The 22,388-nt window shown below is 62.2% G+C and carries 28 protein-coding genes and 1 tRNA gene; 19 read left to right on the top strand and 10 right to left on the bottom strand.

Annotated features, from left to right (window positions below; all coding sequences use genetic code 11):
* Positions 1 to 136 precede the first annotated feature (136 nt).
* A tRNA-Leu gene (locus DWB85_RS03590) sits at positions 137 to 224 on the top strand.
* A gap of 18 nt (positions 225 to 242) precedes the next feature.
* Here the strand turns inward: DWB85_RS03590 and DWB85_RS03585 are convergent.
* Together DWB85_RS03585 and DWB85_RS03580 are read right to left on the bottom strand one after the other, a co-directional pair.
* Positions 243 to 827, bottom strand: a complete 585-nt coding sequence (locus tag DWB85_RS03585) for a HupE/UreJ family protein (protein ID WP_117952839.1) — start codon at positions 825 to 827, stop codon at positions 243 to 245.
* Positions 828 to 1,406 (bottom strand): HupE/UreJ family protein, encoded by a 579-nt coding sequence (locus DWB85_RS03580; protein WP_117952838.1) that lies wholly within the window; start codon positions 1,404 to 1,406, stop codon positions 828 to 830.
* Between the two features lie 204 nt (positions 1,407 to 1,610).
* Between DWB85_RS03580 and DWB85_RS03575 the strand changes: the two genes are divergently transcribed.
* From DWB85_RS03575 to DWB85_RS03550, 6 genes are all read left to right on the top strand, one after another.
* Positions 1,611 to 3,200 carry a hypothetical protein gene (locus DWB85_RS03575; protein WP_133300555.1) on the top strand — a complete coding sequence of 530 codons (1,590 nt, stop codon included), beginning with the start codon at positions 1,611 to 1,613 and terminating at the stop codon, positions 3,198 to 3,200.
* A gap of 4 nt (positions 3,201 to 3,204) precedes the next feature.
* Complete coding sequence (locus DWB85_RS03570) at positions 3,205 to 4,320, top strand: HEAT repeat domain-containing protein (protein WP_117952836.1); 1,116 nt, start codon at positions 3,205 to 3,207, stop codon at positions 4,318 to 4,320.
* Positions 4,321 to 4,348: 28 nt separating this feature from the next.
* On the top strand, positions 4,349 to 4,858 hold the full coding sequence (locus DWB85_RS03565; RefSeq protein WP_117952835.1) for a nuclear transport factor 2 family protein: 510 nt from the start codon (positions 4,349 to 4,351) through the stop codon (positions 4,856 to 4,858).
* Positions 4,859 to 4,875: 17 nt separating this feature from the next.
* Entirely contained in the window at positions 4,876 to 5,859 is a 984-nt protein-coding gene (locus DWB85_RS03560; RefSeq protein WP_117952834.1) for a zinc-dependent alcohol dehydrogenase family protein, read from the top strand.
* Positions 5,860 to 5,940: 81 nt separating this feature from the next.
* Complete coding sequence (locus DWB85_RS03555) at positions 5,941 to 6,567, top strand: dUTP diphosphatase (protein WP_239017205.1); 627 nt, start codon at positions 5,941 to 5,943, stop codon at positions 6,565 to 6,567.
* Between the two features lie 18 nt (positions 6,568 to 6,585).
* Positions 6,586 to 7,479: a hypothetical protein gene (locus DWB85_RS03550; protein WP_117952833.1), complete on the top strand. Its 894-nt coding sequence runs from the start codon at positions 6,586 to 6,588 to the stop codon at positions 7,477 to 7,479.
* Here the strand turns inward: DWB85_RS03550 and trmA are convergent.
* From trmA to DWB85_RS03515, 7 genes are all read right to left on the bottom strand, one after another.
* A complete protein-coding gene (gene trmA / locus DWB85_RS03545) occupies positions 7,476 to 8,591 on the bottom strand; it encodes a tRNA (uridine(54)-C5)-methyltransferase TrmA (RefSeq protein WP_117952832.1) in 1,116 nt (371 codons plus the stop codon). The two genes, DWB85_RS03550 and trmA, sit on opposite strands and share 4 nt — an antisense overlap.
* On the bottom strand, positions 8,591 to 9,607 hold the full coding sequence (locus tag DWB85_RS03540; RefSeq protein WP_117952831.1) for a glycosyl transferase family protein: 1,017 nt from the start codon (positions 9,605 to 9,607) through the stop codon (positions 8,591 to 8,593). Before DWB85_RS03540 ends, trmA begins: the two co-directional genes overlap by 1 nt.
* Positions 9,608 to 9,617: 10 nt before the next feature.
* A complete protein-coding gene (locus DWB85_RS03535; RefSeq protein WP_117952830.1) occupies positions 9,618 to 9,935 on the bottom strand; it encodes a TusE/DsrC/DsvC family sulfur relay protein in 318 nt (105 codons plus the stop codon).
* Positions 9,936 to 9,938: 3 nt separating this feature from the next.
* Positions 9,939 to 10,229 (bottom strand): sulfurtransferase complex subunit TusB, encoded by a 291-nt coding sequence (gene tusB / locus DWB85_RS03530; protein ID WP_117952829.1) that lies wholly within the window; start codon positions 10,227 to 10,229, stop codon positions 9,939 to 9,941.
* 1 nt (position 10,230) lies between these two features.
* Entirely contained in the window at positions 10,231 to 10,602 is a 372-nt protein-coding gene (gene tusC, locus DWB85_RS03525) for a sulfurtransferase complex subunit TusC (protein ID WP_117952828.1), read from the bottom strand.
* A complete protein-coding gene (tusD, locus tag DWB85_RS03520; RefSeq protein WP_117952827.1) occupies positions 10,603 to 10,995 on the bottom strand; it encodes a sulfurtransferase complex subunit TusD in 393 nt (130 codons plus the stop codon).
* Between the two features lie 65 nt (positions 10,996 to 11,060).
* A complete protein-coding gene (locus DWB85_RS03515) occupies positions 11,061 to 11,735 on the bottom strand; it encodes a Bax inhibitor-1/YccA family protein (RefSeq protein WP_205422651.1) in 675 nt (224 codons plus the stop codon).
* 288 nt (positions 11,736 to 12,023) lie between these two features.
* Here DWB85_RS03515 and DWB85_RS03510 point away from each other — a divergent pair, with 288 nt between their 5' ends.
* The 3 genes from DWB85_RS03510 to DWB85_RS03500 all read left to right on the top strand — a co-directional run bounded on the left by DWB85_RS03510 (position 12,024) and on the right by DWB85_RS03500 (position 13,998).
* Positions 12,024 to 13,124, top strand: coding sequence for a DUF1214 domain-containing protein (locus tag DWB85_RS03510; protein WP_117952826.1), 1,101 nt, complete (start codon positions 12,024 to 12,026; stop codon positions 13,122 to 13,124).
* Positions 13,125 to 13,299: 175 nt separating this feature from the next.
* The gene (locus DWB85_RS03505) at positions 13,300 to 13,845 is read left to right on the top strand and encodes a sulfotransferase family protein (RefSeq protein WP_117952825.1); all 546 of its coding nucleotides are present in this window, start codon (positions 13,300 to 13,302) and stop codon (positions 13,843 to 13,845) included.
* 9 nt (positions 13,846 to 13,854) lie between these two features.
* Complete coding sequence (locus DWB85_RS03500) at positions 13,855 to 13,998, top strand: hypothetical protein (RefSeq protein ID WP_117952824.1); 144 nt, start codon at positions 13,855 to 13,857, stop codon at positions 13,996 to 13,998.
* Between the two features lie 37 nt (positions 13,999 to 14,035).
* On the opposite strand, the gene pspF is transcribed toward DWB85_RS03500, so the two are convergent.
* A complete protein-coding gene (gene pspF, locus DWB85_RS03495; protein WP_117952823.1) occupies positions 14,036 to 15,052 on the bottom strand; it encodes a phage shock protein operon transcriptional activator in 1,017 nt (338 codons plus the stop codon).
* Positions 15,053 to 15,255: 203 nt separating this feature from the next.
* On the opposite strand from pspF, the gene DWB85_RS03490 reads away from it, so the two are divergent.
* From DWB85_RS03490 to ppk1, 9 genes are all read left to right on the top strand, one after another.
* Positions 15,256 to 15,435, top strand: coding sequence for a hypothetical protein (locus DWB85_RS03490; RefSeq protein WP_117952822.1), 180 nt, complete (start codon positions 15,256 to 15,258; stop codon positions 15,433 to 15,435).
* Positions 15,436 to 15,453: 18 nt separating this feature from the next.
* Positions 15,454 to 16,134, top strand: coding sequence for a phage shock protein PspA (gene pspA / locus DWB85_RS03485; protein ID WP_117952821.1), 681 nt, complete (start codon positions 15,454 to 15,456; stop codon positions 16,132 to 16,134).
* 70 nt (positions 16,135 to 16,204) lie between these two features.
* On the top strand, positions 16,205 to 16,462 hold the full coding sequence (gene pspB, locus DWB85_RS03480) for an envelope stress response membrane protein PspB (protein ID WP_117952820.1): 258 nt from the start codon (positions 16,205 to 16,207) through the stop codon (positions 16,460 to 16,462).
* Between the two features lie 3 nt (positions 16,463 to 16,465).
* Positions 16,466 to 16,990 carry a PspC domain-containing protein gene (locus DWB85_RS03475; protein ID WP_162845990.1) on the top strand — a complete coding sequence of 175 codons (525 nt, stop codon included), beginning with the start codon at positions 16,466 to 16,468 and terminating at the stop codon, positions 16,988 to 16,990.
* Between the two features lie 64 nt (positions 16,991 to 17,054).
* Positions 17,055 to 18,080 (top strand): AraC family transcriptional regulator, encoded by a 1,026-nt coding sequence (locus tag DWB85_RS03470; protein ID WP_117952818.1) that lies wholly within the window; start codon positions 17,055 to 17,057, stop codon positions 18,078 to 18,080.
* A 146-nt stretch (positions 18,081 to 18,226) separates the two neighbouring features.
* Positions 18,227 to 19,096, top strand: coding sequence for a universal stress protein (locus DWB85_RS03465; protein ID WP_117952817.1), 870 nt, complete (start codon positions 18,227 to 18,229; stop codon positions 19,094 to 19,096).
* 287 nt (positions 19,097 to 19,383) lie between these two features.
* Entirely contained in the window at positions 19,384 to 19,506 is a 123-nt protein-coding gene (locus DWB85_RS19825; RefSeq protein ID WP_275399556.1) for a hypothetical protein, read from the top strand.
* Between the two features lies 1 nt (position 19,507).
* Positions 19,508 to 19,912: a hypothetical protein gene (locus DWB85_RS03460; protein ID WP_117952816.1), complete on the top strand. Its 405-nt coding sequence runs from the start codon at positions 19,508 to 19,510 to the stop codon at positions 19,910 to 19,912.
* 265 nt (positions 19,913 to 20,177) lie between these two features.
* Positions 20,178 to 22,340 (top strand): polyphosphate kinase 1, encoded by a 2,163-nt coding sequence (gene ppk1 / locus DWB85_RS03455; RefSeq protein ID WP_117952815.1) that lies wholly within the window; start codon positions 20,178 to 20,180, stop codon positions 22,338 to 22,340.
* The last annotated feature ends 48 nt before the right edge of the window (positions 22,341 to 22,388 follow it).

Here is a 22,388-nt window from a genome sequence, read left to right as displayed (position 1 = left end):
GAATTCCGGGTAGGGAGAGCGTAAGAGTGTAGCATGGCGGACCGCCACGAAAAGCTGTCCAGTCCTTGCCCCCGGCCGCGGCCAGTATGCTATGATGCCGCCGCCTTCCACCAGCGCTTTTTGCGCTCGCGTCACCGCCCGGATGGTGAAATTGGTAGACACAGGAGACTTAAAATCTCCCGCCTATTGCAGGCGTGCGAGTTCGATTCTCGCTCCGGGCACCACAACTCCATTGGCCACATTTAACGCAATGCCAGTGCCAGCACGATCACTGCGCTTGCGGCGCACCAGGAACCCAGGACGCGGACCAGAATTTGCTGCCAGTGGCGGCGCGGCAGTTCGGCAAGCCCGGCGACTACCAGGAGCAGCAGGCAGGCGCCGATGCCGGCGCCGAACATGGCGAAAAAGGTTTGCTGCCGGTTGAGGTCTGCCACCCCGGAGTCGGCGCCGATGACCAGGGCGGTCAGTGCGGCGACTGCGGCGAGCAGGATACGCGGGAGCGGTATGCGCAGTGCCGTCGCCAGTCCGCAGCAGGCCGCCAGCAGCAGTAGGGCGGTTTCAGCTCCCGCGGGTGCTGTGGGTTTCAATCCTGCGATGATCAGGCCGACCAGCAGGGCCAGGGCGAACCCGCTGTAGGCAACCCGCATGGCGGCCAGGCCGCGCTGGCCGACCAGCAGGCCCAGGGCAACCAGGGGCAGCAAGTGCGCGGGGACCAGCAGCGGATGCAACAAGCCGCCGTAAAACTGGCCAATGCCCGGCATGGGGCTGTGGGCGAGCACCGTGCCCGGCGCCAGCAGCAACAGCGGCGCCAGGAAACGCTGGCGCACTCAGATCGCCCGGCTAAGAAACAGGGCTCCAGCCATGGCTATCACCGCACCGCCGGCGCGGACCAGCACAACCCCCGAGCGCCAGCGTGTCAACAGGCCGAAGGCGATGCCCAGCATGTGCAGTAAACCGGTCGACAGTACAAAACCCAGGCTGTAGGCGAGGGGGCTGGCCGCGCCGGGCAACTCCGTACCGTGGGCGTGGCCGTGAAACACGGCGAAAGCAGCGACGATCAGGGCCGCCAGCCACAGGGGCGGCCGCGCCGCCGCCAGCACCATCACACCCAGCACCAGGGCCGAGGCCGCAATGCCGATTTCCACCCCGGGCAGCGCCACGCCGGCGACGCCCAGCGCTCCACCAATGGCCATGACCAGGGGGAATGTCACTGGCAGCACCCATATTGCCGGTTGCCCCAGAACCGCTCCCCACAGCCCGACGGCAACCATCGCCGCCACGTGGTCCCAGCCGAGAACGGGATGCATGAGGCCGCTGGCAAACCCGCCAGCCAGGCCGCTGGCCTCGTGGGCAAAGGCAGTCTGGGAAATAAACAGCAGGCCGGTCGCCAGCACCATCAATCGCATGGGGAAATCCTTATCGGGTTTGTTGAGTCAGCTGCGAACACTAGCAGGAAACGGTGTTTACGGTAAACGCCGGGCAGGCCAGCTACCGCTGCTACGGGCGACTTCTGCAAACCAGCATTAGCTATTGCTCGACCGATTTCTTGCGAGCCGCAGGTCCTTGGACTACGTTTACCTCTGTCATCGAGCACTCTCGAGGGAAAAGACATGCTAATAATCCGATCAATTAGCGACTCTCTGGCACTGCGGCGCATGCTGCTTCTGCTGCTGGCCTGTGGCTGGTTCAATACGGCCAGCGCTGCACCCGGCGACCTGAGTGTGGGGGTCTGCAAGCAGGAAATTACTCCGGTCAGCGCGTCCCTGGCCCAGGCTTACCGGGACCGCTTCGGCGAGGCCATGCCCGTCAACCATTCCGATCCCATTTACATGGCGGGTTTTGGTAACGGGCGCCAGGCCACCGGTTACAACGATCGCCTGTGGGCCCGCGGTGTCGTCATCGACGGCCGGGGTGGTCGTATCGCCCTGGTGGCCCTGGACCTGATCGGTTACTTCAATAACCAGATCGAGATTGCCCGGGAGATGGTTGGCGATGATGTGGATTACCTCATCGTCCAGAGCTCCCACTCCCACGAGGGCCCCGACACTCTGGGTATATGGGGGCCGGACCAGTTGACCACCGGCGTGGACGCGGGCTATCTCGATTTCGTCAATGACGCGATTGCCGACTGTGTCGCGGATGCCAGCGCTAACATGCGCCCCGCGCGGGTCAAGTCGGTAACGACCAGCAGCGCCGGGCTGAGTACCGGTATGCGCGCGAATGACGACGGCTATGGCGTGGCTGACCAGACAGTTCTGGAGGGCGACGACATCCTGTCGCCGGAGACCAACGGCAGAATCGTTGATCCCAACCTGGTGGTGCTGCAGTTCACCGAACGCAAACGGGACAGGGAGGTGCTGGCCACCATCGTCAACTTCGGCAGCCACCCGGAAGTGCTGTGGTCGCAGAATACAGTCCTGACATCTGATTTTCCCCACTACGTGCGGGAACGCCTGGAACAGGAATACGGAGGCACGGCGATATGGGTCAGTGGCGCCCTGGGAGTACTGCAGGGGCCGGATAGAATCGACATCACCGAAGACGGCGTAAACCCGGTGTTGCCCCGCAGGTCATTCCAGTTCGCAGAGGTACACGGGAAACAGTTGGCAGAACGGGCCATTTCCGCGCTGGACAACAAGCCGGGACATCCCGCACCGGTGGTGGCCTTTGCCCGCGAAAACCCGGTGCCGGTCAAACTGGACAACAGTTTCTTCCGCTTCTTTTTCGCCATCGGCGTGCTCGGCAATGGCAGGACCCTGTATACCAATGGCGCCCAGGATACCTCGGTCGGTTTTCCTTTCCCCGCGCCCTTTGACGTGATCCCGCAGGCACTGGGCGAGGATCTGCAAACCGAGGTTGGCGCCGCCCGTATCGGTGATGCCGGCCTGATTGTGGTACCCACCGAACTCGACCCGCAGATTGGCATGAAGTACCGCGCCGCCATGACGGGAGTCCGCGACAAGCTGATCGTGGGGCTCGGCAACGACCACATCGGCTACCAGGTACTGGAAAGCAAGTTTGACCAGAGTTGCAGCATATGTGCACCCTTTGTTCTCGGTGGGGTGCCCCAGTTCTGTCCGCTATACCCGGATATTGACTGCAGCACCGTGTTCCAGAATAACGTTGGGCCCGGACTCGATCCGGCGATCAGCGGCGCGCTGATGCCTCTTATCGAGCAGATAAACCAGACCAGACCCTGATTGCATGGGTGGTAAGGCCTGCCTCCGGGCAATTATCGGGGTGCTGTTAGCGCTGCTGTCCGCCGGCAGCGCTTTTGCACATCTGGATGCGCAGCGGGTTTCCCTGTCGCAATTGTTTCTCAATGCCGATGTGGTGGCGATAGCGTTGATCGACGGGATAAGCGAGCGGCGCTTCCTGCTCGACGAGCAGGCCACATCCAGCCAGGTGGTGCGGGCTCAGGTGCAGCAAAGCTACAAGGGCAGCGCGCCGGCAGAGGTAGATTTTTTCCAGGACGGCCATGGCCATGCGCACTATGTACCCGGTGATACCGCGCTGCTGTTCCTCGACGCGGTCAGTAACAGGGCCGAATTCGCCGAACTGGGGCCCGCCGCCGGAGTTGCATTTGTCTCCAGCCAGGTCAGGAATACCGAACACCGCATTGAAGCCGATGCCTTGCCCGACTACCAGTGGATACTCGCGGCCTATGCCGGCTTTGGTAATTCGACCGCCATCACGGACGAGCAGCGCACTGGCCAGCTCAAGGCGATTCTCCTGCGTATGCTGGGCTCAAATTCCGCGGAGCTGGTGGAATCAGGCTTACTGGACTGGGAGCATGCGGGCGCCACGATGCAGCTGACCCGGGATGAGCGTGCGGACCTGCTGGCGCTCATCCGCGACCCCGCCCGGCCGATCAACCTGCGACTTGCCATTCTGCGCACCATGGACCGCAAGCAACTGGCCGACGATAAAGCCTGGGTCTACCTGTTGCAGCATGAAAGCGCCGATAATCTCCCGCTGGTTATCAGGTCTACCGAGGGTTATGAGAGTCCCGCTTTCATGCCCTACCTCATAGCCCTGCTGAAGAATCCTTCGGCCATCACCGCGGAAGCCGCTGCCCGGGCCCTTGGCCATCCGGTTTACGCCGGTGCAGAAGATGCGCTGGCAGCGCTGCTCGACGCGCCTGGCCAGCGCCTGAACTACGCCGCCGTATCTGCCCTGCTCGGACTGGGTAGCGACAAGGCCAGAAGTATCCTGCTGGAAGCCGAATCCAGCCATCCCAATGCGAAGGTTCGCAGAATGATCTCGGCCCGCTTGCGCCTTGTAACGTATCTGGCGGGCGATCACTCTACCTTCAATTAACCCTGACAAGAGCAATGAACGGAGAGCCATGTCTGTAGAACAACGACTACAACGCCTGGAGGCGGAACTGCAGCGACTGAGTGATATCGAGGCTATTCGCCAGCTGAAGGCCCGTTACCTCAACGCCTGCGACCGCCAGGACCCGGAAGCGGTGCGCGACTGTTTTGTCGCCGGTGAAGTCATTATTGATATGGCCTATTTCGGTCAGTGCAGCAATCGCGACGAGTTTGTCGATGGCATTTTTGTGCCGCGGGGCTGCCACGATTACGTGCTGGATATGCATCACTGCGCCAACCCGGAGATCGACATTCTCAGCGAGGATAGCGCCCGCGGCGTGTGGTCGCTGAACTATCGCAATATCAATACCCGGGACCAGACCCTCACCCTGATGTCTGCGCTCTATCACGACGAGTACCGCCGCGAGGCGGGGCAGTGGAAGGTGAGCCGGTCGCGCACCGAGTACCGAACCGTGCTGCACTGCAGTTACCAGCCGGGTACACTTGAGGTGGAGACCGCCGCCCGCTCCCTGGGCGGGTGAGTACGGAGGGCCCGGCCATGCGCGCCATGGTGTTTGAGCAAACAGGCATGCCGCTGGAATTGCGCGATATTCCAGTACCACAGCCCATTGCGGGGGAGTTGCAGATCGAGATCACCGCCTGCGGTATCTGCCGCACTGACCTGCACGTGGTGGACGGAGATCTTACCGAGCCGAAGCTGCCCCTGGTGCCCGGCCACCAGATTGTCGGCCGGGTCACGGCCCTGGGTGAGGGCGTAACAGACTTCAGCGTGGGCCAGCGCGTTGGCGTGCCCTGGCTGGGTGGCAGCTGCAGTCACTGCTGGTACTGCCGGCGGGGCAGGGAAAACCTGTGTGACGAGGCCCGCTATACCGGCTACCAGATCAACGGCGGCTTTGCCGAATACACCGTTGCCAGGGCCCGTTACTGCTTTCCCATACCCGGCAATTACAGTGATACCCAGGCGGCGCCGCTGCTGTGCGCGGGGCTCATCGGCTATCGCTCCTACCGACTGGTGGAGGATTGCGAAACCATCGGCCTCTATGGTTTTGGTGCCGCTGCCCACATTATTATCCAGGTCGCCCGGCACCGCGGGCAGCGTATCTTGGCTTTTACTCGCGAGGGGGATACGCAAGCGCAGCAGTTCGCGCTTGAACTGGGTGCCGAGTGGGCCGGGGACTCGACCCTGGATACCCCGCAGCCCCTGGAGGGCGCGATCATTTTCGCCCCGGCGGGAGAGCTCGTGCCGCAGGCTCTGCGCGCCGTGCGGCGCGGCGGCAGGGTGGTCTGCGCCGGTATACACATGTCCGACATCCCCTCCTTCCCCTACGAAATCCTGTGGGGAGAGCGCGAGATTGTCTCGGTGGCCAACCTGACCCGCCGCGACGGGGAAGAATTCCTGCCGCTGGCGGCGGAGATCCCGGTGCACACCACGGTTCACGAGTATCCCCTGGAGCGGGCCAACGAGGCCCTGGATGACCTGCGCGCCGGGCGTTTCACGGGTGCTGCGGTGCTGTTGCCCTGAACCGGCCTGCCATGGCCTTCATCCCCCGGCGCTGCTATGCTCTGTGCCACTTTTTCAATCACGAAAATCGCGAGGTTTACCTTGGAACAGGCCCTGATCAACATGCTGACCATGCAGGACAAAATGAACACCCGGGTGCATGAAAACTGGGTGGAGCAGAATTTTGAATGGTACCGCGCGGCCTGGATCGAGTGCGGTGAACTGATCGACCACTACGGTTTCAAGTGGTGGAAAAAGCAGCACCCGGACCTGGACCAGGTGCGAATGGAGGCCATCGATATCTGGCACTTTGGCATGTCGGCGCTGTTTCAGCCCGGCAAGGCCATTGAGGACATTGCCGCCGACATTGCCGCGGAGCTTGCAGATCACCAGCCCTCGGGACTGGACGTGCGCGGGGCCACCGAGGCCCTGGCCCTGCACTGTCTGCAGACCCATAGTTTCTCGCCCGCCCTGTTCCGGGACCTGATGCTCGCCTCGGGGCTGGATTTTGACGGCCTGTACCGCGCCTACGTGGGCAAGAATGTGCTCAACTTTTTTCGCCAGGACCACGGCTACAAGGCAGGCAGCTACGTCAAGAACTGGGACGGCAGGGAAGACAACGAGCACCTGGTCGAGTTACTGGCGCCGCTGGAATCCAGCGACCCCCAGTTTGCCGAGCACGTCTACGCGGCGCTGGAAAAGCGCTATCGCGAAACCGTACTCGACTGAAGCGCCACGAGGCCCCGGGTGTCCCAGGAAGACGGCAAACTATCCACCACCGCGCTGGCGAAGAAGCTGGATATCCCGGTGCAACAGCTGTTTGCGACCCTGCGGGACTATGGCTGGATCCGCCGTTCCGGCGACAGCTGGGTCCTGTTACCCAAAGGTGAGTACGAGGGCGGCAGTTACCAGAACAGCCGTCGCTTCGGCCGTTACATCGTCTGGCCGCAAGCCCTGGACCATCATCCGCTGCTGGCGGCCATCGAGTCCAACAAGCGCATTACCGCCGCATCCATGCGCCGTTACTACCCGCGGCTGCACGCCCGGCAAATCAACCGGGCGCTGGCGGAAATGGGCCTGCAGCATCACAGTATTCTCGGCTGGGAGCTCACTGACCTGGGCCGCTCGATGGGCGGGCAGCAGGAGGAAAGCGAGTCTTCCGGCGCGTTTTACGTCACCTGGCCCCACGAGGTCATCGATCACCCGGTTGTCCACCGAGAGCTGCGTCGCCAGTCGGACCAGATCCCCACTGCTGAACCGGATGACTCCGGCGCCGAGCCCGACCTCTTTGCCAATGCGGAGCAGAGCCTCAGCTGCGAGGGCATAGACGGCCACGTGCTCAAGACCCCGCTGCAGATGCGGGTGTGCAACTGGCTGTACCTCGCCCAGCTGGCCCACGCCTATCGCCGGGCGCTGCCGGTGGAGGCGTCTTTACACGCGGATTTCTACCTGCCCGCGGGCAATGTCTACATTGACTGCTGGGAGGAGGACGACTCGGCGAGCGACCTGCGGGAGCGGCTCAACAAGCGCGAGGTTTACCGCGAGCTGGGCCTCAACGCGCTGGAAGTCAACGCCGGCGACGCCGACCGGCTGGACGAGGTGCTGGGCAGGGGCCTGCTCGCCCTGGGCATCCGTTGCTAACCCGTGCGGCGGCGCAGCAGCACGCCGCACTCCATATGATCGGTATAGGGGAACTGGTCAAACAGGGCAAACTGCTCGACCCGGTGGGTGGCGTCAAGCACCGCCAGGTTTTCCGCCAGGGTGTCTGGATTGCATGAGATGTAAATGATGCTGTCGAAGCGCTTGACCATCTGCACGGTGTGCGCATCGAGGCCGGCCCGGGGCGGGTCGACGAACACGGTCCTGAGGTCGTACTCGTGCAGCGGTTTGGGCAGGTCCGCCAGGCGCCGGAACTCCCGCTCGCGGTTCATTGCCTGGGTCACTTCCTCTGCCGCCAGGCGAATGATCTGGATGTTGTCGACACCGTTCTCGCGCATATTTTCCCGTGCCGCCCGCACCGATACCTTGGCCAGCTCGGTGGCTACCACCCGGGTGAATTCAGCCGCCAGGGGCAGGGTGAAATTGCCGTTGCCGCAGTAGAGTTCCAGCAGGTCACCATCCAGTGCCGCAGCCTGCCTGCAGGCCCAGCGGATCATGTCGATGTTGACCCTGGCGTTGGGCTGGGTGAAGGCCTGCTCATACTGCTGGTAGCGGTACGAGCGGCCATCGATGTCCAGTTCCTCCCACACCCAGTCCCTGCCCAGGATGCGCTTCTGCCTGCGGCTGCGGCCAATGATGGAGACTCCGCTGCACAGTGGCGCAAGCGCGCAGCGCAGCTGTTCCGCCGCCGCGTCCCAGTCCTCGTCGAGCTTGCGGTGATAGACCAGGGTCAGCAGCGATTCCCCGGCCAGGGTGGCAAGAAACTCCACCTGGAACAGCTTGCGGCGCAGCTGCTGGTTCGGTTTTACTGCATCGAGCAGGGCCGGCATCAGCCGCTGAATGGTCTCGCAGGCGATGGGAAAGTCGCGAATGGGTACCGGGGTTTTCGGGTCCTCGCGGCGGAACATGACGTAATCCAGGTTGTCACCGTCGTGCCACAGGCGAAACTCGGCGCGCATGCGAAAGCCGGTGACCGGAGAGGGGTACACCGCCGCCGGCGGGGCATCGAAGGGCGCCAGCAGTTTACTCACCCTGGTCACCTTGGCGGCCAGCAGTTCCTCGTACTGCTCAGGTTTTACGGCGGACAGGGGCATCAGGCGAGGCGCCCCCGGTCGCGCTTGTGCCACAGCTGGTCAGCCCGCTGCCGGCAGTGATCCAGGTCCCAATCGGGCTCCAGCACCAGCAGGGCGGCAGCGGTGGTGGCGATCACGCTGTCGCTGCCGTAGCGGTCCGCGGCACTGTCTGCCCACAGGGCGCGCAGCGGGGCGGTCGCGGGCTGCGCCACCGGCGCCACTCTGGTCGGCAGGGTTCGCGGCAGGGGCAGTTCCCGTTCGCTGCCATTGTCCAGCAACAGCAGCCGGGTATCGGCCTGCGGTTTGACCTCAACCTCGCCACTGTCACCCTTGAATACCAGCGAGCGGGGCTGCTGCAACAGGCGGTCCGCCTGCCGGTGGAGGCCGCCGTAGGCCGGGTGAAAAACACTCTGGATACTGGCCGCCGCGCGCAGCGGGTTGAGCATGCGCACCAGGGTATTGACCGGCGAACGCAGGCCCAGTAGCGGGCGCAGTTGCATGATGTCGTGCAGCCGGGGGCAGAAGTGCCGCAGCGGGAGATAGCTCAGCTGCTGCTCATCCAGCTGCCGGGACACGCTCTCCCAGCTGTCGGCAACCGGCAATCCCAGTTCCCGCATGGCCTGTTCGGTATACAGCCGGCCCGCGGTGTGACCGTCGCCGCCGTGCACAAACACGCGGTAACCGGCGCCGGCGAGCAGCAGCATGCTCAGCAGGTACCAGGGATGCTGGTGTTTCTTGCCGGCGTAACTGGACCAGTCCAGGGCGGCCGCCAGACCATCTGGCGGCGCCAGCATTTCCTGCCGGCAGGCGTCGACGAAGCCCGCCAGTTCCTCACCGGTTTCCTCCTTGACCCGCAGCAGCATGAGGAAGGCGCCCAGCTGCAGGGGCTGGACTTCATCCCGCAGTATCATTGCCAGCGCAGCGGCGGCCTCCTCGCGATCCAGCGAGCGGCTGCCGGTCCTGCCCTTGCCGAGGATGCGTACATAGGGGGCGAAGGGGTGCTCATCGGCGGGAGCCTGGAAGGGGGTCTGGTTCACGGAGTCTCGCTTACAGGCAGTTGTCTGGTTTCGGCAGGCCGGCGATCTTGCTGCCGATCTTGGCCGGTGAGCCGGGGAACAGGCGCAGCAGGTAAATACTCCTGCCCTTGTCCGCGCCCAGTTTCAGTGAACAGTATTTTACCAGCGGGCGCATGGCGGGGGAGGCGTCAAACTCCCGGTAGTAGCTGCGCAGGAGTTCGAGTATTTCCCAGTGTTCTGGGCTTAACTCGATGCCTTCCGCGGAGGCGATCTGTTGTGCGACCTCGGGGCTCCAGGCCTCCAGGTTGAGTAAAAATCCCTCCTTGTCAAAAGCTCCGGGTTCCAGCATGGCTCAGTACCAGGCAATCTGCCGGGGGTAGGTTTCGCTCAGTGCCACCAGCGCATCCATGTCGACCAGCGCCAGTCCTCCCAGGCGCGGGGTCACACCCGCCGCGTCGGCATCGGTGTCCAGGACCACGACACGGGCCGGGCTGGCGTCCAGGTCGCGGCGCGAGGCTGTCCCCGGCAGGGCCCGGTACACGCCTTCACCGAGCAGGACAATGGTATCCTCCGGGCCGGCCGTTCGCAGGCAGTCATGGAAGGCCTCGCTGTCGGCCGCGCAGTTGAGTGTATGGAGCAACATATCAGCAGCTCAGCACGTGGTTGCAGTCGTTCAGGAACAGCGGCAAGCGGGTTGAATCGAGCACGTTAACCGGCAGTACCAGGTCCTGCTCCGCCAGACCGTAGCGCTGCAGCGAGGTGGCATCAACGTATACCGCTTCCATGTCATACAGGGGCAGGGAGCTGAGGATCTTGCCCGCGTTCTTCAGGCCTAGCTGTTCGCTGTGCTGGTCCTTCACCAGCTGTAACACTCCCGGGCCCATGAACAGCAGGTCGAAGTCCTGGTCGAAGGCTCCCATGGCCAGCGCCAGGTCAATCGTGGCCCGGGCCAGGCTGCTGCCATAGGGGGAGTGGCGCATGACCAGCAGGCTGCGTTTTTTCTCCACTGTGCTCATTCAGCCGCCAAAGGTCAGCAGGCGGTCAGCGCTCGCTGCCGCATCAATCAGCTGCCCGAGGCCGGATACGACGAAGGCGGGGTGGGCCGTGGGGCCGGCCCTGCCGTGGCGCCGGGCCTCCGCTGCGTCCAGCATGCCGCGCTTCAGGGCCGAGGAGATGCACAGGACCAGCTCAACCTCGTGCTGTTCAGCCAGTTCGATCCACGGTGCCAGGCGGTCGTCCTCGTCCTGGGGAAAAACCGCGACCCCCGAGCCGGTGCCGACCCCCTCATCGAGGAAGAACACCCGCTCGATGGTGTGGCCACGGGCGATGGCGCCAGCGGCGAACCGGGCGGCCGTGCGCGCGCCGTGACCGGAGGCGGGGGAGGACATGACCAGCAGGGCGTAGTTCATGTTAACCGCGGCAGAAACAAAAAACCCCGGCGATATGCCGGGGTCTGCTGCAGTCGCGCTGTCGGTCAGTCATCACCGCCCAGGGCAGTGAGCAGGGACAGCATGTGAATGAACAGGTTGTAGATGCTCAGGTACAGCGACACGGTGGCGCGGATGTAGTTGGTCTCGCCGCCGTTGATGATGCGACTGGTGTCAAACAGGATGAGACCGGACATGATCATAACAACGGCCGCGGAAATGGTCAGGGACAGTGCCGGAATCGCCAGGAAGATATTGGCGATCATTGCCACCACGGCGACCAGCAGGCCCACCATCAGGAAACCGCCCATATAGGAAAAATCCTTGCGGGTGGTCAGCGCGTAGGCGGACAGGCCGAAAAACACCAGCGCCGTGCCGCCCAGCGCCTGCATGACCAGGGCCGGGCCGCCGGGCATGGACAGGTAGTAGTTGAGCATCGGGCCGATGGAGGCGCCCATCACACCGGTGAAGGCGAAGATGGCCAGCAGGCCCTTGCTGGTGTCAGCCATCTTGTGCACGACGAACAGCAGGCCGAAACCGACCAGGCTCAGTATAAGGGCCGCGCCATGGGGCAGGCCCATAGCCATGGAGATCCCGGCGCACACTGCACTGAACGCCAGGGTCATTCCCAGTAGCATGTAGGTGTTTTTCAGCACCTTGTTGGTACTGATGACACTGTCCATGCCGGCGGTGTTCATATTGTACAAAGTCTTGTCTTGCATCGTTTACTCCGTAAAGCGTCGCACGGGATGTGCGGGTATCGTTAGGACAGATGATAAGGGTGCAAAGTTCAAATTTAAAGGGTTTAAAGGCTCGAAATTATTGTGGGTATCCCTCTGAAATTTCTGAGTTTTCGGGACCAGAGCCGGGCCATCGGTTCACTAGATCGGACCCTGCTGGAGTGCCCGGCGGCCGGCCGTCCCCCGGGCGGGTTTTTAGCTGAATTGTGCCGCGGGAGCCGCTATAACAAGTGCTGGATGATAGCATTGACAGCAGAGCGGGAGACAATAATGACAACCGAAGCTGAACAAAAAGTACTCGATGGCCGGGTCTGGGATGAATTCTGTGATGCCCTCAAGGAGGCTGGCAAAATCATTCGCAGCGAGCAAGCCCCGGGCGACGCCTTCAACCAGGCGGAGGGCTACCGTTACCTGTCACGCCTGTTGCGCGGCGGCCTGGAAAGTTTCCTGGAGTTCCGCGACCCGCTGTTTCCGCAGTTGCGCTGCGGTGCCCACGAGACCATCAAGCTCGGTGCCGACAACCCGGACAACCGCTACGAAAGCGCCAGCATCAACCCGGCCCACGACTATCGGATTTACGGCACCCGCGGCACCGTCGACTACCTGGGCATCAGCACGGTAATCAACAAGTACGCCTCCGGCGGCACCATGGAAGTCACCGGGCATATAGACCACCGGGAGATGACCCTGGGCCCCAACGGTGAGATCGACATCATCATCAGCCGCAACAAACAGCCCGGTAACTGGCTGCCCATAGGGGAGGAGAGCAATTCCATCACCGTGCGCCAGACCTTCCAGGATCGGGTTAACGAAAAAGCCGCCGAGCTCAGGATCGAGCGTGTCGGCGCCAGCGACGACCGACCGCAACCGCTGACCCCGGAAAACCTGCAGCGCGGGCTGCAGGGCGCCGCCATGTTCTTGCTGGGCTCCGCCACCCTGTTCGAGAACTGGTCCGAGAGCTTTTTGCCGACGCTGAATGAACTGCCCCCGGCGGACCAGGACTACTGCCAGTCGATCGGTGGTGACCCCAATATTTTTTACTTTCACAGTGCCTGGCAACTGGCGGACGACGAGGTGCTGGTGATCGAGGCGCCGGAGATACCCGAGTGCCAGACCTGGAACTTCCAGCTCGACAACTGGTGGATGGAATCGCTGGACTATCGCCATCACCAGATTCACGTCAACAAGCACAGCGCGCACTACGAAGCGGACGGCAGCGTCCGGGTGGTGGTGTCCCACACCGATCCCGGTGTGCCCAACTGGATCGAAACCGCGGGCCATAATATGGGCACCATGTGCTGGCGCTGGATCGGCGCTGAGCGGCACCCGCTGCTGAAGACCCGGGTTATGAAGCTGGCGGACCTGAAATGAGCGAGGGGCAGGTCACGTTTATCGCCGAGGAACTGATCAGGGAGGCGATCGAACAGACCGGGTTCAGCGATTTCGGTGAGCTGCCCTATCGCCAGGGGCTGGACATGCTGCTGGCAACCTATGACCGGCACCTGCGGGACCTGGAGGGCCGCTTTACCGCTACCAGAAAAAGATCATGCAACTGCTCAACTGGCGCATGCCCGGTAAGCAATGGATGCTCAAGGCCCCGGCCCACATGCTGGCTATCGACGCGATATTGGCCGTGTTCCCCGACGCCCGTTTCGTCTGGTGCCACCGGGACCCGCAAGCGGTGGTGCCCTCCATCAACAGTATGAACAAGGTGGTCATGGGCATGTACGCCGGTGACTGCAGCCACCTCGATGCCGGCGAGATCGGCAGGGCGCTGATGGAATGGGATGCCCTGAGTCTGGAACGCGGGCTGGCGGCCCGGGAGCGGCTGGACCCGGCGCTGTTCGTGGATTGCTCACAACAGCAACTGGTGGATGATCCCATGGCGGTCGTGGAGCGGGTGTACCGGCAGTTCAGCATGCCGCTGGACGACGATGCCCGGGCGGCGTTCAGGGCTCATATCGACGCCAATCCCAAGGGCAAGCACGGCCGCCACGAGTACCGGCTCGAGGAGTACGGCCTCACCCGCGAACTGATCGACCGGCGGTTCGCGTTCTACACCGGCGATAAACGCTGGCCGATCAGCACCTAGGAGGCAAGCATGAGCGAAACCATCAGGATCAGTTCCGATACGGTGGAAATCGATGCGCCGGCAGAACTGGTGTGGCAGGTGATCGTCGATTTTGCCAGTTATCCGCAGTGGAACGGGTGCGCCAGGGCTTCAATCTTTGCGCCCGCAAGCTGAAGGCGCGGGCGGAGTCACTTTACAGCTAGAGCGAACATCAGTCTCCGCCGCGGCGCTGCCGTCGCGACAGGCCGTGTTTACGCACCAGGCCGCGCATCTGGTCATAGCTCAGTCCCAGGGCCTCGGCGGTGTGCCGCTGGTGATGGCCGTGGCGAGCCAGCGACTCCTGCAGCAGCCGCTTTTCCAGGCAGTCCATGTGGGCTGTGAAGTCAGTGATTTCCGCTGCCGCTTCCGTGCTGGCCGGGGCCCCGGCAGGCGTCGCCTCGGGCGCCGTGATGTAGGGGCTGGCGAAGGGATCCAGCACCACGTCTCCCACCGGGGATTCACTGTCCGCCCAGCGATACAGGGAGCGTTCCACGGAGTTTTTCAGTTCCCGGATATTGCCCGGCCAGGGGTGCTGGCACAGGGCTGCCATGGCCTCATCGGTAAAGCCCTGGAATAGCTCCCAGCCCAGTTCGGCGCTCATCTGGACGGCAAAGTGCTGGGCCAGCTCGGGTATGTCCTCCTGGCGGTGGCGCAGGGCGGGGAGGTGGACCACGTCAAAGCTCAGCCGGTCCAGCAGGTCGGCGCGGAATTTGCCCTCGCGGGCGAGTGCGGGGAGGTCGGCGTTGGTCGCCGCCACTACCCGCACATCCACCTGCAGGGTCTGCTGGCCACCGAGGCGCTCAAACTCCCCGTATTCGATCAGGCGCAGCAGTTTCTCCTGCAGGCGCAGCGACATCGTTGCCAGTTCGTCCAGGAACAGGGTGCCGCCATCGGCCCGCTCGAAACGGCCGCGGTGGCCGCGGGTGGCCCCGGTAAACGCCCCCTGTTCATGACCGAACAGCTCCGATTCGAGCAGGGTTTCCGCGAGGGCCGCGCAGTTGGTTTTCAGCAGCGGCGCGTCCCAGCGCCCGGAGAGGTAGTGAAGGCGGTCGGCGGCCAGTTCCTTGCCCGTGCCCCGTTCCCCCAGCACCAGTACCGGCCGGTTTATCGGCGCCAGCTGGGAAATCCGGTCCAGGGCCAGGGCCAGGGCGGCGGAGTTACCGATAATGCTTTCGCTGGGCCGTTTCATAGGTTAAATATACCTTAAAAACCGGTGATTGTTACCCATATCGCGTCAAATGTGCCTCAAAATTCTGGCGGCAGCGGGTTTTTGCCCCTGGCTCCTGCGATAACATCATTGGAAACAATAGCTTGGAGTTGTTGGCACAGATTCTGTATTGACCGGCGTGTAGGACGCAAAACAGTTTTTTCGCAAGGTAGGGAAGCAGAACCATGAACAAACTGGGGACACGAAGCCTGATTTACACCGCGCTGGCAGCGCTCTGCGCGCTGACTGCGGCGGTGGTGGGCACCGCTGCCGGTCTGTGGAGTTTTCTCCAGGTGGTGGCAGTGACCGAGTTTATTTTCTGGTTGGCCAATCCCGATAAAAAGCCCCGAACCCGGGGCTGGTAAGCAGACAGGAGAACGGTAATGGGTATATTTTCCCGCATGACAGATATCATCAACTCCAACATCAACTCCCTGTTGGACCAGGCCGAAGACCCGGAAAAGATGATCCGCCTGATTGTTCAGGAGATGGAGGACACCCTGGTGGAGGTGCGTTCATCGTCCGCCCGGGTGCTGGCGGATCGCAAGGCCGCGGCCAGGCGCCTCGAGCAGGTGCAGGCGGAAGCCGACAGCTGGGAGCAGAAGGCGAAGCTCGCCATCAGCAAGGGCCGCGAGGACCTGGCCCGGGCGGCGCTGCAGGAGAAGCACGCCATCGAGGACGAGGTGGCGCTGGTAGCCGCCGAGCTCAAGGCCACCGACGATCACATCGGCCAGCTCAACGAGGAAGTGGCCAAGCTGCAGCAGAAACTGTCCGATGCCAAGGCCAAGCAGAAGGCGCTGATGATGCGCAGCAAAACCGTGGAATCGCGGATCAAGGTCAAGCGGCAAATGCATCGCGAGGCTCTGGATGGTGCCTTCCAGCGCTTCGATCAGTTCGAGCGGCGTATGGATACGCTGGAAAGCCAGCTGGAATCCATGGACGTTGGTCGTGACGTGCCTCCGGACCTGGCAGCGGAAATCGATGCGCTGGCAGAGAATGAGCGCATCAGCGACGACCTGGAGCGGCTCAAGTCTGAAATGCAGGGCAAGCCCGACCCGTCCTGAACGGTTTGGTAATTGGATTGATCAATGGCAGCATGGTTGCGACTGACCCGGCCGCCCAAGGAAAGAGTTAATGGAATTCTGGAAATTCATGTTCGTCCCCACCATTCTGTTCATGGTGATTGTGGCGCCCATGTGGATCACGATGCACTACCGCAGCCTGCATCGCTCCTCCCGCAGCCTGTCACAGGAAGACCGGGAGACGGTAGAGCAGATGCTGGAGACCGTGGACAAGCTGACCGACCGTATTGAGGCACTGGAGTCGCTGCTGGATGCAGACCACTCTGACTGGCGTGCCCAGTCCGGCCGCAGCCGCAGGAACGAGGAGTAAATGATGAGTAGAAGACGCCACAAGGAGCATCAGGATTACCGCGCTACCTACCGCCGTGAAAGCCGGCGCTTTCGCAACAACAAGCGCGGCGGCTGGGGCATGGGCCTGTACCGCAATACCCGCGAGGGCAAGATTGCCGGTGTCTGTGCCGGTCTGGCCGATCACTGGGACATTGCCCACTGGGTGATGCGCCTGATCTGGATCGGCGGTTTCCTGTTTACCGGCACCCTGGCACTGTGGGTTTACCTCGGCGCCTGGATCCTGCTGGCGCCGCGGCCGACGCGGCGCAGCAGCGATGGCGGCTACTACGATGAGCCGGAATTTGACGATGTCGAGGTGGAGATGGAATACGACGAGCGCTACCACGATTACCGGCCGCGCAAGGTGTTTCGCTACAGCGAGTCCGGCAGTGTGCGCCTGGAACGGGCGCAGGAGCGTCTCGACGCGGCCCTGCGCCGGGTGGAGGACATGGAGTCTTACGTCACCTCGCGCCGCTACAACCTCAACAAGGAGTTTTCCCAGCTGTAGCCAGCACCGCTACAGACATGGCCGGGGGCAGTGGTATATTGGCCGGGGTAATCCCGGAGTCAGTATGAGCGACAACCCCTCCACTGAGCACTCGGTGCTGGGTAGCTTCCTGCTACCAATTGCCCAGGCCCTGCGCCTGCGCGGCCTGGATCCGCTGGAAACCATGGAAGCGGTGGGTATAGACGGCGCCAGTATCGCCAATCCCGACTGGCGCCTGCCCCAGCGCCAGTTCAGCGCGCTGATGGCGCACTGTGTTGCGGCTACCGGCGACGAAGCCTTTGGCCTGCTGGCGGCGGAACAGGTGCAGCCGCAGGCGCTGCGCGGCCTGGGCTTTGCCTGGCTGGCCAGTGATACAGTCTACGATGGGCTCAAGCGCCTGGCCCGGTTCAGCAAACTGGTTAATACCGCTGCCAACATGCGGCTGGTCGAAGAGGGCGACCTGGTGCTGCTCGATCTCGGTGCGGTCCCCGTTACCGGGGCCTTTCATTTCGCCGGCAGGGATTACGCCATCGGCATGGTCTCGCGCATGTGTGCGCTGGCTCTGGGGGATTTCCTGGCGCCGGTGACGGTGGAACTGGAGCGGCCCCGGCCGCAAGCCCCCGAGCGCTGGGAGTCGAGGCTGGCGTCCCGGGTCAGCTTCGATTGCCAGCGAACCCGCATGGCCTGGTACCGGTCCGACATTCTCGAACCGCTGGTCACCGGCGACCCGGCGCTGGCCCGGGCCAACGATGAACAGACCCAGGCCTACCTGGATGGCTTCCTGGTGCATTCCATCGCCAGGCAGGTAGTGGACAAGATTGTCGAGCACCTGCCGGATGGCCCCCCCAGCCAGCAGCAGATTGCCGAGGCCCTGCACGTCAGTAACCGCACCCTGCAGCGCAAACTCAAGGAAGAGGGCACCAGCTTCATGGACCTGCTGCAGGACACGCGCCTGCAAATGGCGCGCAAGTATCTCCGTCACCCTAATCGCTCGGTCGTAGAAACCGCCTATCTGCTCGGTTTTTCCGAACCCAGCACCTTCTCCAGGGCGTTCAAGCGCTGGACCGGCATGGCCCCGGCTGACTTTCGGGAATCAGCTGCGGATGGCTGAGGCCGGCGCCTGCGCTTGCCTGGCTGACGCGGACGGCCATGTCGTCGTTGCCCCACCGGTTTTTTACCGCTTATTGACCTCGGCTACTTTTTTCCCTTCCGCAAGTCCCTATAATCAATATTTCAAATCACAGGGAATGATGCCAAATGGGTAAAATCCTGGTTATCGCTGACCAGAAGGACAGCGCCATTGCCACCGGTCGCGGTTTGGAACTGGCTGCCAGGCTGGGCCATTCGGTGGATGTGTACGCTTTCACCTACGTGCCCCTGGGCCAGTTGGAGATGCCTGCCCCGGAACGGACCGCGCTCAAGCGGCGTTTGCTGCAAGATCGCAAGGCAGAGGTGCAGGCGCGGATTGACAAGCTTGCCCGCGATGGCCAGAAGGTCAGGCTGAAAGTATTGTGGCAAAAGGATGTGGCCAACTGGATCGCCGACCACTGCCGCAAAACCGACTATGAAATGGTGGTAAAGACGGGCCATCGCTCCGAGACCCTGGCCAGGGCGTCTACAGACTGGCAACTGTTGCGCGAATGCAATACGCCCATACTGGTTGTCGCCGAGAAGAAATGGCGGCGCACCCAGCCGGTGCTGGCGGCGCTGGACCTGTCCAGCCGCATCGCCTCCAAGAAAAAGCTCAATGCGACTATTCTCGCCCACGCCGCGGCCCTCGCGGAGGCCATGGATGAAGAGCTTCACATCATCAGTGCGGTGGAGATCCCGACCCTGCTTGACGACCTGGACCTCATTGACACCCGCAGCTATGTCCGCAAGGCAAAGGCGGAGATGGAGCCCCACATCAAGGCCCTGGCGCGGCAGTTCAAGCTTCCGGTGAATGCGTTTGTGGTCAAGCGCGGCCCGGTGGAAAAAGTCATTGCCAGCGAGGCGGCAAAGCGGCGGGCGCAGATCGTGGTGATGGGCACCGTGGGGCGCAAGGGAATTAAAGCCAAATTGCTCGGCAACACCGCCGAGCGGGTCCTGGAGCACCTGAAAACCGACGTTCTTGCCCTGAAGCCCTAGAGACAGCACCCTTCCCGACGACCCCGGTGGTTGCATCCGGGGGCTGTTTTGTGTGAAAAGTTTGCATTTTGGCCACGGCGGTCTATGTTTCAAGAAGCACGTTGCTCCCTGCACGTGCTAACACGTCCCCTGGCCGATGTTTCTGCCCCGAAACATACGGCTGTTAGCCCGCTTCACCCTGTGATGCGGGCTTTTTTGCGCCTTAAATTATCGCATTGCTTCTCGAAAAAGCGCTCTTAATCAGTGGCTTATGCCCCAAACCTGAAGCTACAACCAGGATTAAGTGCATGCTGACGCCCACGGCCATGCGCTTGACGCACCGGGCCATGTGGAAATTGCTGGTACCAGCCTACTATGCCTCCCATACCGAGCGCGACTGCACAACAGCGCAAGTTGAACAGGGAGAATGAAATGCACGAATTAGTACAACGAATCAAGGAACCCGAACTGTGTTATGTGTTCGCTCGCAATGCCAACAAGCGCGGGCACCCGGAACTGGCGCTGCAAGCCTATCGCCGTGCCGTGGACCTGCGGGCAGAGCAGCACGAAACGGCGACCGACGCCGAGTTCGCCGCAGCCAGGGCTATTTACGCCTACGAGGAAGCACTGGGCTACAGCAAAGGTAAGCGCACCAGGGCGACCGGTACCTGGCAAATGGTTAACCGCTACGGCCTGCTTGCCGCCATCCAGAAGCGCATAGAGTCCCGCAGCGGTGACCAGATCCTGCCCGTGCTGCAGGAACTGGGCATGGAAGACTACAGCTTTGATGCCGTCGCCAGCGCCTATGACGCGGAGATCCAACAGGCAGCTGCCTGAAGCCTGGGGGGCAGAATCCCTACCTTGGCCCGGCTCCAGCGGTACCGGAGACCAACCGGGCTCTTTTTAGATGCCAGTGGCTGGCAGCCCCTCACTGCGCGGTCGCGAACCCAACCCCCTGTAGGTAATCCCTGCTTTACCCGGCCACTGGCCGGGTTTTTTTGTCTTCACTCACGACTCCTTTCATCACATTCCTGTAGTATTGTTCAACGCTGGCAAACATTCCGGGCCTGCCTCGCCAGGCTCCAAACAAAGCGGGACGACCATGGCAAACCCTATCAAGACCCGTGCAGCGGATTTGCGCGAGCACGAGCTGTTTTATCCGCGAGAACTGAGCTGGCTGTCATTCAATGCCCGGGTATTGCAGGAGGCGGCAGACCAGACGGTCCCCCTGATTGAGCGACTGCGCTACCTGGGGATTTTTTCCAATAATTCCGATGAGTTTTTCCGGGTACGGGTGGCGGAAGTCCGGCGCTTAATATCGGTGTCAGGCGGCGCCAACCGGCAACACTTCAAGGACTTGCTGGCAGCTATTCTCGAGGGCGTGGTGCAGTTGCAGAAGGAGTTCGACCGGATATACAGCCAGATTATGGAAGAGCTCGCCGCGCGCAAGATCTATCTCATTAATGAGCAGCAACTGGATGAGGGCCAGATGGCTTTTGTGCAGAAGTATTTCACCCAGCGGGTGTTGCCGGAACTGGAACCCATCCTGGTGGTGGAGGGCAGGCCCATTCCCGCGCTCAATGATGAGTCCCTGTACCTGGCGGTGGACATACGGGCAGGCGAGAGCTATCACTACGCAGTAGTGGAAGTACCGACCGACCGGCTGGATCGCTTTGTGGAAATCCCGCGGCGCAGGGGCAGGAGCGGCAAGGTGTTTATCGTGCTGGACAATATCATCAGGGCCTGTTTACAGCAGATGTTCCGCGGTGTGCTGCAGATCGATGAGGCGCAGGCCTATTGCTTCAAGTTTTCCCGCGACGCGGAACTGGAAATCGACACCGGCATTTCCGAAAGCCTGATTGATAAAATGGCCATGAGCCTCAAGCAGCGGCGCAAGGCAGATGCGGTGCGCATGGTATACGATGCGACGATGCCCCAGCGGCTGCTGGGCTACCTCTGCTCCCGCTTCGGTTTCGGCAAGTACGACAGCCTGATAGCCGGAGGGCGCTACCACAATTCCAAGGACTTCATGGGCTTTCCCAATGTCGGGCCCAAGTACCTGGAGTTCAAGCCACTGCCACCGGTTCGCCTGGAGCGGCTGGACAATCCCGGGAGCATATTCGATGCCGTCCGCGACAAGGATGTCTTTCTCTATTATCCCTATCATCCTTTTGACTATGTGATAGACCTGCTGAAAACGGCGGCGCTGGATCCCGATGTCACCGACATCAAGATCTGCCTGTATCGTGTGGCGAAAAACTCACGGGTGATCGACGCCCTGGTGAATGCGGTAGACAATGGCAAGCGGGTGCTGGCCGTGGTAGAACTGGCGGCGCGCTTCGACGAGGCGGCCAACATCAGCTGGGCGGAGCGCTTGACCGAGAGCGGCATCAACGTGATCTTCGGTATCCCGGGGCTGAAAGTGCATTCCAAGCTGGTGCTGATCGAGCGCAAGGAAAAGGGCGGCAAACGCTTTTACAGTCATATCGGTACCGGCAACTTCAACGAGAAGACCGCGCGGGTCTACACCGATTTTACCCTGGTTACCTACGACCAGAACGTCGGCAAGGACGTGTTCAACGTATTCGATTTCCTGCAATACACCTATCGCCGCCCCGAGTACCGGCTGCTGCTGGTGTCGCCGCACAGCAGCCGTCCGGGGCTGACCCAGCTCATGGACACGGAGATCGCCAATGCCCGCGCCGGCTATCGGGCGGAAATGACACTCAAGTGCAATAACCTGGTCGACCGGGACCTGGTCAAGAAGCTGTACGAGGCCAGCGAGGCGGGGGTCAAGGTCAACCTGATTGTGCGTGGCATGTGCTCGGTGCTGTCCGGGGTCAAGGGCCTGTCGGAAAACATCGAGGCTATCAGTATTGTCGATCGCTACCTGGAACATCCCCGGGCCTATGTGTTTTATAACCGGGGCAACCCCCGCTACCTGATCGGCTCCGCCGACCTGATGACCCGCAACCTGGATTTCCGGGTAGAGGTACTGGTGCCCATTTTCGACCAGGATGCCCAGCGGATCATCCAGGACATTCTCGACCAGCAGTGGCACGATAACGTGAAGGCGAGGGTGCTGGACCAGGACCAGGATAACGACTACGTGCCCAGCAAGAAAAAGGCGGCGCGTATTCGCTCCCAGGAATCCATCCATCGTTACCTGCAGACCGGCAAGTTACCACGTTATCCCAAGTCGCGGATGAACGTGCCGGCGCGCCGCCGGCGCAGCAAGCCCGTGGTGCAGCCCGGCAAGGGTTGAGCCCGGATTGCTAGTGTTTTGCCGCGGAAGTGGGCAAACTTCGGCTGA

The sequence above is a fragment of the Seongchinamella sediminis genome (assembly GCF_003457605.1).
Taxonomy (GTDB): domain Bacteria; phylum Pseudomonadota; class Gammaproteobacteria; order Pseudomonadales; family Halieaceae; genus Halioglobus; species Halioglobus sediminis.
This window is presented reverse-complemented; position numbering and strand designations above follow the sequence as displayed.